General features: G+C 39.0%; 14 protein-coding genes, 3 pseudogenes and 1 riboswitch. Of the genes and pseudogenes, 8 read left to right on the forward strand and 9 right to left on the reverse strand.

Going from position 1 to position 13549, the window contains the following annotated elements; genetic code table 11:
* Nucleotides 1-175 precede the first annotated feature (175 nt).
* Complete coding sequence (locus AF333_RS15190) at nt 176-562, forward strand: hypothetical protein (protein ID WP_043066594.1); 387 nt, start codon at nt 176-178, stop codon at nt 560-562.
* Nucleotides 563-780: 218 nt separating this feature from the next.
* Here AF333_RS15190 and AF333_RS15195 read toward each other — a convergent pair whose 3' ends face one another.
* A complete protein-coding gene (locus AF333_RS15195; RefSeq protein WP_043066595.1) occupies nt 781-1887 on the reverse strand; it encodes a deoxyribonuclease IV in 1107 nt (368 codons plus the stop codon).
* Nucleotides 1888-2030: 143 nt separating this feature from the next.
* On the reverse strand, nt 2031-2660 hold the full coding sequence (locus AF333_RS15200) for a hypothetical protein (RefSeq protein ID WP_043066596.1): 630 nt from the start codon (nt 2658-2660) through the stop codon (nt 2031-2033).
* Nucleotides 2661-3158: 498 nt separating this feature from the next.
* On the opposite strand from AF333_RS15200, the pseudogene AF333_RS37455 reads away from it, so the two are divergent.
* The 3 genes and pseudogenes from AF333_RS37455 (at nt 3159) to AF333_RS15220 (ending at nt 6443) form a co-directional block, all read left to right on the forward strand.
* Nucleotides 3159-4097 (forward strand): annotated as a pseudogene (locus AF333_RS37455) (beta-ketoacyl synthase N-terminal-like domain-containing protein).
* Entirely contained in the window at nt 4090-5265 is a 1176-nt protein-coding gene (locus AF333_RS15215; protein ID WP_043066599.1) for a sensor histidine kinase, read from the forward strand. Before AF333_RS37455 ends, AF333_RS15215 begins: the two are co-directional and overlap by 8 nt.
* A gap of 146 nt (nt 5266-5411) precedes the next feature.
* Nucleotides 5412-6443, forward strand: a complete 1032-nt coding sequence (locus AF333_RS15220; protein ID WP_043066600.1) for an ABC transporter substrate-binding protein — start codon at nt 5412-5414, stop codon at nt 6441-6443.
* Nucleotides 6444-6941: 498 nt separating this feature from the next.
* On the opposite strand, the gene AF333_RS15225 is transcribed toward AF333_RS15220, so the two are convergent.
* Nucleotides 6942-7307 (reverse strand): response regulator, encoded by a 366-nt coding sequence (locus AF333_RS15225; RefSeq protein WP_043066601.1) that lies wholly within the window; start codon nt 7305-7307, stop codon nt 6942-6944.
* A gap of 86 nt (nt 7308-7393) precedes the next feature.
* Nucleotides 7394-7478: riboswitch (cyclic di-GMP riboswitch) on the reverse strand.
* Nucleotides 7479-7712: 234 nt separating this feature from the next.
* Between AF333_RS15225 and AF333_RS15230 the strand changes: the two genes are divergently transcribed.
* The 3 genes from AF333_RS15230 (at nt 7713) to AF333_RS15240 (ending at nt 9321) form a co-directional block, all read left to right on the forward strand.
* The gene (locus tag AF333_RS15230; protein WP_235496479.1) at nt 7713-8123 is read left to right on the forward strand and encodes a hypothetical protein; all 411 of its coding nucleotides are present in this window, start codon (nt 7713-7715) and stop codon (nt 8121-8123) included.
* Nucleotides 8120-8311 (forward strand): hypothetical protein, encoded by a 192-nt coding sequence (locus tag AF333_RS15235; protein WP_043066603.1) that lies wholly within the window; start codon nt 8120-8122, stop codon nt 8309-8311. The genes AF333_RS15230 and AF333_RS15235 overlap by 4 nt, the downstream gene beginning before the upstream one ends.
* Before the next feature lie 242 nt (nt 8312-8553).
* Complete coding sequence (locus AF333_RS15240) at nt 8554-9321, forward strand: MerR family transcriptional regulator (protein ID WP_043066604.1); 768 nt, start codon at nt 8554-8556, stop codon at nt 9319-9321.
* Nucleotides 9322-9410: 89 nt separating this feature from the next.
* On the opposite strand, the gene AF333_RS15245 is transcribed toward AF333_RS15240, so the two are convergent.
* Nucleotides 9411-9725: a monooxygenase gene (locus AF333_RS15245; RefSeq protein WP_043066605.1), complete on the reverse strand. Its 315-nt coding sequence runs from the start codon at nt 9723-9725 to the stop codon at nt 9411-9413.
* A gap of 457 nt (nt 9726-10182) precedes the next feature.
* Here AF333_RS15245 and AF333_RS36835 point away from each other — a divergent pair, with 457 nt between their 5' ends.
* Nucleotides 10183-10305, forward strand: coding sequence for a hypothetical protein (locus AF333_RS36835; RefSeq protein WP_268753620.1), 123 nt, complete (start codon nt 10183-10185; stop codon nt 10303-10305).
* Nucleotides 10306-10430: 125 nt separating this feature from the next.
* On the opposite strand, the pseudogene AF333_RS37460 reads toward AF333_RS36835, so the two are convergent.
* From AF333_RS37460 to AF333_RS36840, 5 genes and pseudogenes are all read right to left on the reverse strand, one after another.
* Nucleotides 10431-10698 (reverse strand): annotated as a pseudogene (locus AF333_RS37460) (IS4 family transposase); the annotation flags it as partial.
* A 1-nt stretch (nt 10699) separates the two neighbouring features.
* Nucleotides 10700-11153 (reverse strand): annotated as a pseudogene (locus tag AF333_RS37465) (IS4 family transposase); the annotation flags it as partial.
* Between the two features lie 9 nt (nt 11154-11162).
* A complete protein-coding gene (locus AF333_RS15255) occupies nt 11163-11480 on the reverse strand; it encodes a hypothetical protein (RefSeq protein WP_052812128.1) in 318 nt (105 codons plus the stop codon).
* Between the two features lie 287 nt (nt 11481-11767).
* Nucleotides 11768-12688, reverse strand: a complete 921-nt coding sequence (locus AF333_RS15260; RefSeq protein ID WP_139189017.1) for a hypothetical protein — start codon at nt 12686-12688, stop codon at nt 11768-11770.
* 584 nt (nt 12689-13272) lie between these two features.
* The gene (locus AF333_RS36840; protein ID WP_268753621.1) at nt 13273-13404 is read right to left on the reverse strand and encodes a hypothetical protein; all 132 of its coding nucleotides are present in this window, start codon (nt 13402-13404) and stop codon (nt 13273-13275) included.
* Nucleotides 13405-13549: the final 145 nt, after the last annotated feature.

Here is a 13549-nt window from a genome sequence, read left to right on the forward strand (position 1 = left end):
TCCTGGAAAGGAATGTTTGTTCGTATTACTCAATAGTTGCCTCTGTTAAAATATAAATAACCTTCCATTTTGGGATTAATTTAGGAGTACAACATTCCGATATTATGGATAATCAACAGGTGTGATCTTTTATATGTGTAATGCTACATAAAAAATAACAATAGGATGTGTGATTATGCGTATTCATTCTAATACTACCAATTATTTAAAGTATCAACGAACAGGTAATAATAAAACAAACAATTTATTTGAAACAAATTTGCAAGAAAAAGAGATGGAAAAAAAAGATGAAAAACAGGATGGAAAAAAGGGGAAACTCGTTACGTGTAGAGAAGGATCATATGTTAGACAATATATTATGAAATCGGATGGAACTAAAATATTAGTAAGTGAATTGAAACAAAACGAAAGTGAAATCAGTACATCTAGCCACGATCAAAATCCAGCATACAGTAAGAACAATCCTAGACAGCATGGTATGAATACAAATACAAAAGAGGCTTTACATACATTAAATCTCAATGCAGGGATTTTCTGTAAACGAACAAGCGGAACTTTGTAGCATGTGGAGAAAGCTAGCAGTTTTCGTCTGCATAGCATCGTCTAAATCGAATCGATAGGCTACAGATGGATTGGTATATTTTGACCTCATGTTGAGTATGTACCATAGAATTCAGAGTTTCTCCTCGACTTTTGCACATGTTAAACACTGACTTTATTGTAAAAATCCCCGAACGTGCCCATGGTATCTTGGGTGTTTCGGGGATTTTTGATATTTGTTTACTTTGTGTTCATACCGGCTAACCAGGCGATAAGACGCTTGTTGATGCCTTCTTCGGACTCGTCCGGCAGAAGCTCCGCACGTATGACTGTATCAAATAGTTTTTCTAAAGGCTCGCGCGGATCTTCTTTCTTCATTTTTTTGTCCTGAAGTAGTTCCCAGTTTTGCACGATATAATCGCGACGATCGATTCCTTCCTTTTCGAAATAAGACGACAGTAGCGCGACATCGCCCAGGAAATTCTCTGTAAATCTTTCTTCGACCGTACCGCGGAGCAGTGCGATTTCAATTTCATACATTGGCGATTGAGCGGATTTATTTTTGCCAATCCATGGCGTTTCCAGGATAATCGGCTTATCTTTTGCTGCTTCATGGTGTACGATGTAGTGAATGGCATCAAACCCGATAAGCCCGGAACCAATCGGCGCGTGCCGATCCTTTGCGGCGCCGCGGAAATTTTTGCTATCATTAATATGGAAGACGGCAATTCGGTCGAGACCGACAATTCGATCGAACTCTTCCATAACGCCATCGAAATCATCGTTTAAATTATACCCTGCGTCATGCGTATGGCACGTATCAAAGCAGACGGTGAGCTTATCATTCAGCTTCACTTTGTCGATAATGGCGGCCAATTCCTCGAATGTACGCCCTATCTCGGAACCTTTTCCTGCCATCGTCTCAAGCGCAATGTTAACCGTTTGTCCGGTATGCAGTACTTCGTTCAATCCTTCGGCGATTCGATTGATGCCATACTCGGCGTCTTTATCGGTATATGCGCCTGGATGTAAGACGATATTATTTACGCCCAGATATTCAGCGCGCCTAATTTCTTCCTGAAGGAATGAGACGGCAAGTTCGAATGTGTTCGGTTTGTATGAGCCAAGATTAATAATATACGGTGCATGGACGACAATATCGTCGATGCCGTATTTTTTCATAATCTCAAAGCCTTCCTCGACGTATTGTTCTTCCATTGGTTTGCGCCGGGTATTCTGTGGAGCTCCCGTGTACACCATAAACGAAGTAGAGCCGTAGCTGATAGCTTCCTCCACCGCGTTAAGCAATCCTTTCTTAGAAAATGAAACGTGCGATCCTATCTTCATCTTATGTATCACTCCTCACTGCTCTATTGTAGCAGAAACTTCCCAATAAGATGAACGGTAAACCATTTGTTTCCCATTTACAAAAAAAAGACCCGGTATACACCGGGGAAAAACCATCTTCACAGGATGGTCTGTTGCTTTGGTTATTTTTTTGTTTCAAACTTTGCGTAGAATTCCTTTTGCAAAGCCATTCGTAGTTCGCTATATTTTTTAATAGCTGGATATTTCTCTTCATTTTCCTGTAAGCGACGACCAAGGACTACATCTTGCGGCATTTCCTTCAAGCCTTTTTCTATCTCCGCAAGTACTTCCAGCAAGTCCTTATCCTTTATGCGTTTTTTTGCTTCCCCGATTTGCTTGAGTGCGTACGGTGGTTGCCCGATGAAGCCATCTACGATAAACATCGCTATCAGATCGTCTTTTTGCCAATCATAAAGTTCTTTTTCCTTGTTAACCTGATAAGCAGTCATACTGTATAGACCATACTCATCCGGTTTATATTGCGTACCATTCTGAAACTCCATAATTGTGTTCATTAAATCAACTTTCGTGACCTTATCTTTAGGTAATTCTGCTTCTGTATATTTCGTCTTAAACTTTTCGGAAATACGTGCAAGACGAGGGTCTGAGAATGTGATCTTTCCTTGTTCCTCGTTTTGTTTTCCTTGTTCCTGCTTTGGTTGCTCTGTTTTCTGTTGCTGTGTTGCACATCCGATAACCCCGGATAGGCTGCATACAAGCACTCCAATTAATAAGCTTTTTGCTGCTCTCATGATTAATCTCCTTTATCTGTCATTACATGCTGATAATTGCTGTGTTTTTTTAGAACAAAAGGTCTGGCGCTTTGCACCTGTGTACTTCTCACCTATTGTACACAAAACCCTTATAAATAAAAAGGAAAGCAGAAACAACTGAAAAGTTCAATTGATTTACTGCAAGTTTCACGAAATTATCATTTTTTATATAGTGTTAACCGAAAAAAACGGATCATTCAACCTCAAACGCTGTGACTTTAAATAAAGGGGAAAGTTAAACGATTCTCGTTATTATGTTAGAATCACTACAGTATTTATGTTGAATCTTATTATGAAGGGGAACTCAGACCCGAAAGTTGGCCAAATGAGCTGATTTTCGGGTTTTTTGATCTAAAAAAGTGTAGTTTAAAAAGGTTATGTTTACTACTTTGTAGAAGTAAAGTAATCAAAATATCCCGGACCTAAAGACGTAATTAAGCCGAATTCATGGAAATTCTATTGGAAAGGAGAAAGAATATGGAAAGGGAAAAGATTGTCATTACAGGCTACGGAATCAAAGTCCCGGGAGGATATGGCGTCGAACATTTTACGGATACCCTGCTGACAGAAAGGAGCGCGCTTGACCTCTTTGTAGGGGAAGGAACAGAAGGAAGAAATATCGCGTTTGGCGTGGTACATGATAGACTAGAAAACGTGCAGGATAAAAAATACCGAAGATATCCTAGAATTAGTCTTCTGGCCCTGTCAGCGGCGAATGAAGCAATAAAGATGTCGGGGCATAAAAACTGGGATACATACAGAACAGGAGTTTTTATGGGCACGGCTTTAGGGGGAACTTTAGGCTATGATTAAATCGTCGTTCTTGCACACCAGAACAATTTTAAAGATGTACCTGTAAATGCATGCGGCATCGTTCATTATCATAGTTTAGCTTCTTCAATAGCGGAATTTGCCGGGATACATGGTGTTACCAGAACGGTGGCAACAGGATGTTCAGCAAGTATTGATGCCATTCAGGATGCAATGATGTACTTACATACTGGAGAACTGGATGCTTGCATTGTCGGCGGGAAAAGACCTTCGTACGTCAATAGTCAGGCATTAGGAATGGTAGAAAATGATACAATTGAAGCTGTGAATCATATGGAAATATTCGGTGAAAGTGTTGCGATTACATCGATAAAAGGGGTAACGGGTCACACATTCGGGGCCAGTGCGGGTATGCAAATCATCTCCTCTCCTCTCTTATCGGAATGGAGCGTCACTTCATTCCATCTACTGTACATGCTGTACAGAATGATTATCCGGGTGTACCTATCGTATATCGTACAATTCAAACGCAGGTTGATAGCTTTATTGTCACTTCTCACGGTTATGGCGGAAATAATGCATGTATTTTTATTTCCAGGTATGAACGCTAAAATATTATGCTTGATGGAGAATGGAAATGGCTAGAATAAGTGAGTGCAGAAACACATTATTACCTTTAATTATTGAGAAAATACCACGAATGATCGAAGCACATCTTCAAGATATGGAAAGAAACGTAACGAATTTTCAAGAAGCCATTGGAGATATGCATGAGTATGCCGCTTCCTTGCAGTCGGTATACACTACAGTAGCGGCAATGTTATTTGAAGATGAGGAAGAGTATAAAAAGTGCATACAACGAATAGAAAGAGAGGGCTATGAAGTAGGGATATACTTCGGAGAAGTAAAGGAAATGAACAGGGAAGTCGTGCTTCAACTTACACATAACATCCGGATGAATTCCTTCGGATACGTTTGCGATTTGATTAATCAGCATGTGCATGACCCGGAAGTACGATCCCTCCTTCCTTCCAGATTTGTTGATATTTTAAATACAAGATTTTATGGTTACATTAACGGATTTCTGTTTGCCAAGGATAAAATGATTACTCATTTGCATAACCAGAAAGTTTTAATTATGGGACAAATGGCAGCCGGAATGGCCCATGAAATCAGAAATCCGCTGTGTAGCCTTAAAGGCTTTCAACAGTTAATGAAACAGATGGCAGCAGATCGTTCAGAAAGTATGGGAGACTTTTTGAATTATATCGATATTTGCATTGACGAGATTACAAAAGTAGAGAATCTCGTCTCCGATTTTTTGCTTTTGGCAAGAAAGAATGATGCACAAAAAAATAGATGGGAGACGATTAATCTAAACAAGCTTTTTAAAAAGGTATACCACCTGTCCGCTTATTGTGTATTGGAGGGCAGTGTGGATATTCGTTTGTCCTTGCCTTCTACAGATATTTTTGTACAAGGGATCCCTTCCTATATCGAACAAATTATCCTTAATATTACGAAAAACAGTATTTCTGCAATGGATTCAGAAGGGATTTTGTGTGTCAGTTTATCCCCTTCAGTAGACGATAAGCAGGTTGTGCTCACTTTTACTGATAATGGAGTGGGAATTCCGAAACGCCAGTTAAGCAGGATTTTTGATCCGTTCTTTACAACGAAGGAAGAAGGAACAGGATTGGGCTTATGTATATGCAAGAGATTGGTTGAAGAAATGAAGGGAAGTATTTATGTAAGATCCAAGGAAAAAGAAGGAACAGTGGTAGAAATCCGTTTGCCGCTAGTTATGCCTTAATATAAGTGCCCCGCTATACAGATGTTTTGACTGCATTTGTTGTGGCCCTATTTTCATAGATTTATTTTCATGCTATAATTCATGAATAGTCAAAGTAAATCAAAGAATAGTAAGTATGAGATGAGAAGCAATGGAGGAGAGACAAGATGAGAAGAGGAGTAGCAAGAGTATTAAGTGCAGGCTTCTTTATGCTGGCAGCAATCTTAGTAGTAGCGGGGTGTAATCAGAACACAGAATCTTCTGTTTCTGCACAAAAAGGAAAGTCCGAACAGTCATCCGAGGAGAAGTTGATAAAAATCGGTATTACCCAGATTGTCGAGCATCCGGCCCTGGACTCTATCCGCCAGGGAATTGTAGATCAGCTTGCTGAAGAAGGGTTTGAGAATGGAAAGACAATTCAGCTGGACTACGCAAATGCGCAGGGTGATATAAATAACGTGACTACGATCGCTCAGCAAATGACAGCTGATAAAAAAGATATGATTATTCCTATTACAACCCAATCCACTCAGGCTGTTCTTAAGCAAGCAAATGGGATACCTATCGTATTCGCCGGAGTTACCGATCCTGTAGCAGCAAAAATCGTTCCCGCTTTAGATAAACCGGGCGATCATATAACGGGGATAGCCGATGTTGCACCTATGGATAAAGAAGTAGACCTTATCACGAAGTTTATCCCAAGCGTCAAAAAAATCGGTATCATTTACAATACTGGAGAGATTAATGCTGGCGTTCAGGTGAAGATGATTGAGGAAGCCGCAAAAGCAAAGAACATCATTGTAGAAAAAGCGGGAATTTCCAGTTCGAGCGAAATGAAGGATGGAGCGGAATCAATCGTTCATAAGGTTGATGCGATTCTCGTTCCGAAAGACAATATGGTCGTCTCATCATTTGAAGCTTTGCTTCAAGTAGCACAGACGGCGAAGGTCCCTGTATTCGCCTCAGATAGCGACACCGTAAAGCGCGGAGCTGTCGCTACATACGGAATAGATTACTACAAAACAGGACAGCAGACGGGAAAGATAGCTGTTCGTGTATTAAAAGGCGAAAAACCAAGTGCAATTCCGGTTCAGGTAGCACAGGATGTAGAACTTGTTATCAATAATAAGTCTGTTGCTGCATTTAACCTGGAAATTCCAGCGTCAATAAAGCAGGAAGCCAGAATCATTCATGAATAAAGAAGGTACCTAAAAACCACTCTACAGTGGTTTTTTTTATGATTAAGGAAGTATATATCGCTTTACTGTTGTAAAGTAATATATACTTTCTTTCCTAATTGTAAGCAAAGAAAAAATCGCGAGGCGTTGTCAAACATTGCTTTTCACAGCAGAGTTGCATAAGGGAAACTAAGGCGGTTGCCTGCGCCATAGCTTGGCACCAGCCAAGTTTTCTTTATCGGTGTGGAGTTGTGTAGTGTGAAGGTCGAATAAGAGTGGCAATTGTCTCCACTATAGAGATCCCCAGATGTTTTGCCACTCCGACCTTTGTGTCAGTTATTGAAATAGGAGTCGAATTTTCCTTGTTTATACTCTCTGACCCAGCGTGAGACAATCATTATATTCAATTGGTGTTTGCGGGCGGCCCGAGCATTACTTTCATATATCATCGCGTCCATAATTACCTGAATTTTAAATAGAAGAGGGTATGATTTTCTTAATGTTCTCACCTCCTTCTTCCTATAAAGAGGCTACAGCTTTAGTAATGGCTTCAAGTACCCGCTCCTCTTGGAAAGGCTTGACGATGAAATCGATTGCGCCAGCCCCCATAGCCTGGATAACCATTTTTTCCTGACCCATTGCAGAGCAAATGATAATTTTTGCAAGGGGATCATTTTCTTTGATTTTTTTCAGTGCCTGCACCCCATCCATCTCTGGCATTGTAATGTCCATAGTGACAAGATCAGGACGTGTCTGTATGTATTTTTGAACAGCTTCCGCTCCGTTTCCGGCCTCACCAACTACCTCAAACCCATTTTTCGTTAGAAAATCTTTAATGATATTTCGCATGAAAACAGCATCATCTACTACTAAGACTTTATGCATATATACGTCTCCTCCTGTGACTAAAAATTCTATATAAAAAGGACTACCTCTTTGTGCATGAGAAATAGCCCTTATACAAAAAGGCCTTCGGTAACCCGGCTGTCATAGTTTTTACACGTTAGACCCGTGGCTTTGCGTCCCTATCTTTCGATACGTTTGCCATTATCGTTGCCATATTCAATTATTAATCCTTATAAAAGATACATCTAATTACCCGGACATAAAAATAATATATCAAACAGAAAGAATTGTTAAATGATGTAATACCTAAATTTTTACATGATTATATGGTTGAAAAGTTCCTGATTATCATTAAGTATCAAATGATGGAGGTCTTTTGGTTTACAGAAACTAGGCGTTTTTTATTATATAAGGCTATTTGAACAGCTATGTCCAAATATAGGGATGAGGTGTGTAAAAGTACGAACCGTACGATTCGTTGTTGCATATAATAAAAAGAATGTCGATGTCAACCTGTCAATTTCAGTGGGAACCAAAAATAGTAGTGCTGTATTAATGATATGGTTGCTTATGGATAGGAAAGCCTGTGGGGTCGCTTTCACTGGCTGGAAAATCTATATCTGGGCAGGCAGCATCGATGAATTTGCAGAAAAGGTAGTGGGTAGTATGGATTCTCTTCTTGTCGAGTTGGTCAAAACGCTGCAAGTGGAACAGAGACAAGCTGAGCAGAGAGCCAATGAGCTGCTGGACATGCCGGATTATATGGCACACTTTTATTGGAATGGAAAAGCGAAAGCGTTGGCTGATACGATTCAACAGATAAAAAGAATGGAAAAGAAGGGGACAGCTGGATGAGGCAATGGTTGTTATCCATGTGGCATCGTGGTTGGGGTCATTACCATGTATGGCATATTGCTCTGTACCGGGCGGCCGGACATGAGCGGAAGCAATCTGCGGACTTGGAACGCCATTTTGAGCGGTTTAACCATCATGTGGGGTGCTTGCTATCCCTGGAAAAAAACGAGAGTGTGTATAATAAGTAAGCTCGCTTTTTATAAAAGCAATATCAGATAAGAAGATGAATAAAGAATCTATTTGTTTCTTAATAGACTCTTTCAGGGTGTGGAGAAGCCTTACGGTTTTCCACACCCGATTTTATTTATAAAGAAAAAGGGTAGCATAAAACAGGGTTTATGGTAGACACTTTATTATAAATTTTCATAAATCACCTATTTACATTAACGTTGCGTAAAGGTGTATAGTGATGGTGTCAGGAGGTGAAAGCATGGAATACACAGTGCAAAAGTTAGCAAAATTAACCGGAGTTACGAGTAGAACATTGCGATATTACGATGAAATTGGAATTCTTAAGCCGGCGAGAATCAATTCATCCGGATATCGCATATATGGGCAGGCAGAGGTTGATAAACTACAGCAAATCCTTTTTTACAGAGAGCTTGATGTAGATTTGGAAAGTATAAAAAAGATTGTCAACTCCCCATCCTTTGATGACATAAAAGCACTGAAAGAACACCGTGAAAAGCTTCTGGCAAAACGTGAGCAACTAGATCGATTAATTGCTAGTGTTAATAAAACATTAGCCGCAAGAGAAGGGAGAATGACCATGAGTGACACGGAAAAGTTTGAAGCCTTTAAACAAAAATTGATTAATGAAAATGAAAAGAAATATGGCGAAGAAATCAGAGCGAAGTATGGGGACGAACAAATTGACAAATCAAATAAAAAACTAAAAGGAATGACAGAAGCACAGTATGCTGAAGTTGAAAAGCTTGGAGAAGAGGCACTGGCTCTATTGAATGAGGCGCTCTTAACTGGAGACCCCGCAAGTGAATTAGCGCAGAAAGCTGCTGATCTACATCGCCAATGGTTAAGTTATTTTTGGGATAGTTACACGAAGGAAGCACATGTAGGGGTAGCACAGATGTATGTAGATGATGAAAGATTTACAGCGTATTATGATAAAAAAAATCCTGGAGCAGCAGAATTTCTTAGAGATGCGGTTCTTATTTATACAGGAATGAAAAAAGATTAATTTTCGAAAACTAGAGATTAAAGAAATACTTCTAAGCCTGTCGAGACTTTCTCGACAGGCCTGGTTTGTCTGTTCTCTTAACAGACTCGTTATTTTTTAATGAATGTAAATTTTGTAATTTCAGAAAGTTGTTGATTCACGTCAAATATTTTAGCACGGATATTTTGAATGCCGAATGATTCAAGACGAGTGGTATGCTCAGTCAGATAGTTTTGTGCGCTGGCTTCATCTTCAAATAAATAAATCCCGCCTGCTTCTCCTGTTTCAACGTTTTCTGTCCAGATTTTCCACAGAAGACCGGGAGTTTGAGAAATGTGTGCGGCCAACTTAGAGTATGTTGTAGTCATTTCTTCTCTCCATGGCCCATCAACCGGAAAGTCAATTTGTAATAGTTTATAATACATACTACATCTCCTTTGAATCGATTGGATATAAAATGAGTTCACGTTACCTGTCTAAAATTAATTATTCGGCGAATGTATAAAAAAACCTTCAAATAATAGGAGATGTCGTATTTTGCCTTACTCTTAGTAAACAAGCATCAAGATACGATCATTATTCTTAACGAAAACAAGTTTCCAGATACCGTTATGATAGATTTCCCTAATGGCGGTATATGTTTCTCCGTAATAGGAAACCTTGCCCAATACAACACTGCAAATGAGCATATTAACAATCCTTCCGTATGGTTTCGTACATAAATGATCTTATAACAGGTATAAAGTCTTTTGATTTATAGAAAAGTGACTAGCACAGATAGAGTGTTTATAGGTGGATATAAAATATCTCAGTACTATATACATCTCATTTTATAAATTTACATATTCTTGTGGTAGGAAGGTAAGAAAAGAAGGAAGGGTGGTGGACGGTCGGAAAAAGACACGTGGGCCTTTCTTCTGCTGGAGCGCAGGGCGCATCCAACCTCTTCTTTTTTTCGAATCTCCTCCTTCCAACCACACTCCCCTATCAAAAGATCAAGTATAATTTATATAAAAGAATACTTTCCGATATAAGTCCAAGTCTTAGTCTTAGCTTGACGGTGATGGTATGCAATAATGTTTTTTTATAATCCACGTTTGTCTATTTCACTTTTTTAACGTTTTCATATCTTAATACGTAATTAATATTTTAAGAAATTTTGTACGCTCTTTATAGGTAATGCCTTTCTTTTTTTCTTGTTGAGTACACACCATAAGTCGTTTCTGTGTTTGTTCCTCAGTCAACTTATAAATTAAGAGTCGTGTCCGCAATTTTTTGTCGCGTCCAAGATATACCTCGGGAAGTTCTATGATCTCTCCTAGCTCAAGACGATCCATAATAGCTTCTATATCAATTTCTTTGTATAAAGATTGTTTTTTGACTTTACCATCTTTGAATNCCATAATAGCTTCTATATCAATTTCTTTGTATAAAGATTGTTTTTTGACTTTACCATCTTTGAATCGCTCCATATTTCCGTTTTTTTCATACACACGGACATTTACTTTTAACCTCGAAACGTAAAAAGCGCCCCGTTCCTCTATTTCTTCAAAGTCACCTAAAGAGAAGTATCCTAAATCACGAATACAAAGCTCCTTTTCTTCTACTGTTTTGGTTCGTTGTGTGCCATATAATCTGTCGCTATTTTTACCAGGACCAACATCTACTTGTAAAAAAGACCCGGTTTTCAATTCGTATTCAAGCCGAATTTTCATACCAGCGGCATGCGCACTTCCTCCTGATCCTTGATATCGTTCGGCATATGAGTCTGGAAGTTGAAAAACAGTTGAATCAAGAATACGGATACGATGAAAAGGAGAGTCGAGTTTGCAAGGTAGCGAAGATGAAGACATGAGCTTTTCCTAGAGAAGTGTAGAAAAAAGGGTTTGAAGAAAGGTTACAGCTGATGTATTAAACCGTTGGTTTAGCTCTTCTATGCTCATCGAGAGATGGTTCGATACGTCAAGTTGGCCACACAATCGTGCAAGAGGGGTGATGGATATATCATTGTTAAAAAAAACGCATAAGGAAACTAACTCTTGTGCGGTATACTTGCTTTTTCGTTGGACAAAACCTGTTTGTCTAGCGAGTTGTTCAAGCTGGGGAGGAGAAAAGTACCGCTGTAGCTCTTGAGCTATAAGTTCCATTTCTTCTTGTATCGAAAGGGACACTTGTTCCATAAAAAGCCATCCTTTCTACAGTGTTTTATAGAAAGAATAGCTAATTTTTTCACTTTATAATATGAAATTATCTTCGCTTGATAGCGATGTGGTTGTAGCAGGAAAAGTGCCTGCTACGTAAAATCTTCAACGTTCACGCGCCCCGTCTAGTCGAAAAGCGAAAACCAAGCAGTAGGCCAGACGGTCGAGTCCAACGTACAGGATCCAGCTCTCACCATTGGGACGACGGGAAGAGCCTGCTAAAACAATGAGTGGTTACGCCTGGCGTTCTCCGCTTCAAGTGTGAGCTAATAGGTAATATAGCGCCCAGACTCATTAATACTATAAAAAGTATTCCCATTTTGTTGAAGAACACTTAGATGATTTCCTTCAGCACCTATCCATTCCAAACCAAGCGTATAACCTGTTTTTGATTTCGTAACAAACAAAATAGTAAACAATTGTGGATCAATTTCACCTCCATCATCCGCACGCCATGACCATACTCCATCAACATATGTTGCAGGAAAATCTTCAAATACAAGTCTATTCGGCGTAGTCATAACAATACTCGCCAATACATTCTTTCCTGTTCTTTCAAATTCAACAAGGCCAATTTGAACACCTGGTGAAATCTTGCCGATTAATCCTTGCTTTATAACCTTACGTTTTTTAAACTCCGTGACTTTTCGGATTGTTTTGTCAGAAAACCTCCCCTGCTTTACCGGTTTATAGGGAAGAAATGTATGTCCCTGGAAAGCATCTTTTTCTATAAGGAGGCAGCTTTCATTTTCTTTAAGCTTTCCGTTAACAACATCGAACCATGCACCTGCATCCTGTGTAATATTATTTGCTGCATTTCTGTGATTGCTTTGCTTCCCTTCCTTTTGATACTTTACATACTTTACACCCCGTACGTTTCCGGGCGAGCATATTACTTTCGTAAAACGCTTTGGTCGATCAGACGGATTTAGATCAAATGCTAACAGATGTTTTCCTGTTTTATCTACATAAGCAAACGTCATGGCATCTCCATTAACTTTACCGACAAAAGACACTTTTGTTGCTTCTGTACTTGCTATTGCTTCATCCATATAAAGACCACTTACTAAAAATATACTGCTCAACAGGGCTATAAGAGCCTTTTTCATGTACATCGTCTCCTTATTAATAAAATTCCACAAAGAAAGACTAATCAATAAAACAGCGCCACACGTTTTAATTTTCATCGATTCCATATCCTTTTCCTCTTTTGTCTTCAAATGTTTCATCATTCCAATGCTTCTTAACCCATTGCTTTACTTGTGTACTACTCTAAACCAATCCAAATATACTGACCCTATTTATTATCACTTCTTATGTGTCTTCACAATAAAATGAATTTTTATTTATCTTGTTACATCCGATTTTCTATTTATTTCATAAATCGTTCTTTTTTTCTAGGCTGATTCCTTTCATGTAAGGATAATGTAAGAATGTAGACAGATACAAGAAAGGTTCTTTCGTTAAAATGAGAAGTGGCGGATAATTTTACCAAAAGGAAAAATGATAGGAAAGGATACACCATGTGGAGCTTGCTACTTGAAAATCATATGTAGGTTAGGGCGAATGAGAATCTCCCAGAAGAACAAAGAGGTATGTAACAAAATTCTAAGGAGGAATGGATAGTAGAAAAGAAAAAGGAGCAACAACGGGAATGATAAGCTTAACCATGCCAACAGAAGCACCGGCAATGAACATACATGCAGCAGAGTCGGCGTCAACGTTTCCCTGTTTCAATATTAATGAGCGCGCGTGGGGGCGTGTTCACTTTTTATAGCTTGTTCATGAATCTTCGCTTCATCTGTTCCGTTATTTCATCGATGGCATGAGGATATTTCTGAAATACAATACGCAATGATGATTTTTCAAATGTTAAGCTGTTCATACAATCTCGATGTTTCACTGTCCAATTTCGTATTCCTTGAGGTGGACGTACATTGTGACGAAGTAAAAAATGATGAAGTCGTTCTAACTAGAGCGGATTTTTTATTATCTATTCTCCATACTTTAATAGCAAAAAAATGTACAATTCAGTGCAGCACGTGCGG

The sequence above is a fragment of the Aneurinibacillus migulanus genome (genome assembly GCF_001274715.1).
Classification (GTDB): domain Bacteria; phylum Bacillota; class Bacilli; order Aneurinibacillales; family Aneurinibacillaceae; genus Aneurinibacillus; species Aneurinibacillus migulanus.

Excerpts from the sequence above, each read along its gene's own strand:
- AF333_RS15240 (WP_043066604.1), top strand. The coding sequence starts at position 8,554 with ATGGAATACACAGTGCAAAAGTTAGCAAAATTAACCGGAGTTACGAGT.
- AF333_RS15215 (WP_043066599.1), top strand. The coding sequence starts at position 4,090 with ATGGCTAGAATAAGTGAGTGCAGAAACACATTATTACCTTTAATTATT.
- AF333_RS15220 (WP_043066600.1), top strand. The coding sequence starts at position 5,412 with ATGAGAAGAGGAGTAGCAAGAGTATTAAGTGCAGGCTTCTTTATGCTG.
- AF333_RS15230 (WP_235496479.1), top strand. The coding sequence starts at position 7,713 with ATGAGGTGTGTAAAAGTACGAACCGTACGATTCGTTGTTGCATATAAT.
- AF333_RS15225 (WP_043066601.1), bottom strand. The coding sequence starts at position 7,307 with ATGCATAAAGTCTTAGTAGTAGATGATGCTGTTTTCATGCGAAATATC.
- AF333_RS15245 (WP_043066605.1), bottom strand. The coding sequence starts at position 9,725 with ATGTATTATAAACTATTACAAATTGACTTTCCGGTTGATGGGCCATGG.
- AF333_RS15260 (WP_139189017.1), bottom strand. The coding sequence starts at position 12,688 with ATGAAAATTAAAACGTGTGGCGCTGTTTTATTGATTAGTCTTTCTTTG.
- AF333_RS15200 (WP_043066596.1), bottom strand. The coding sequence starts at position 2,660 with ATGAGAGCAGCAAAAAGCTTATTAATTGGAGTGCTTGTATGCAGCCTA.
- AF333_RS15235 (WP_043066603.1), top strand. The coding sequence starts at position 8,120 with ATGAGGCAATGGTTGTTATCCATGTGGCATCGTGGTTGGGGTCATTAC.
- AF333_RS15195 (WP_043066595.1), bottom strand. The coding sequence starts at position 1,887 with ATGAAGATAGGATCGCACGTTTCATTTTCTAAGAAAGGATTGCTTAAC.
- AF333_RS15190 (WP_043066594.1), top strand. The coding sequence starts at position 176 with ATGCGTATTCATTCTAATACTACCAATTATTTAAAGTATCAACGAACA.
- AF333_RS15255 (WP_052812128.1), bottom strand. The coding sequence starts at position 11,480 with ATGGAACAAGTGTCCCTTTCGATACAAGAAGAAATGGAACTTATAGCT.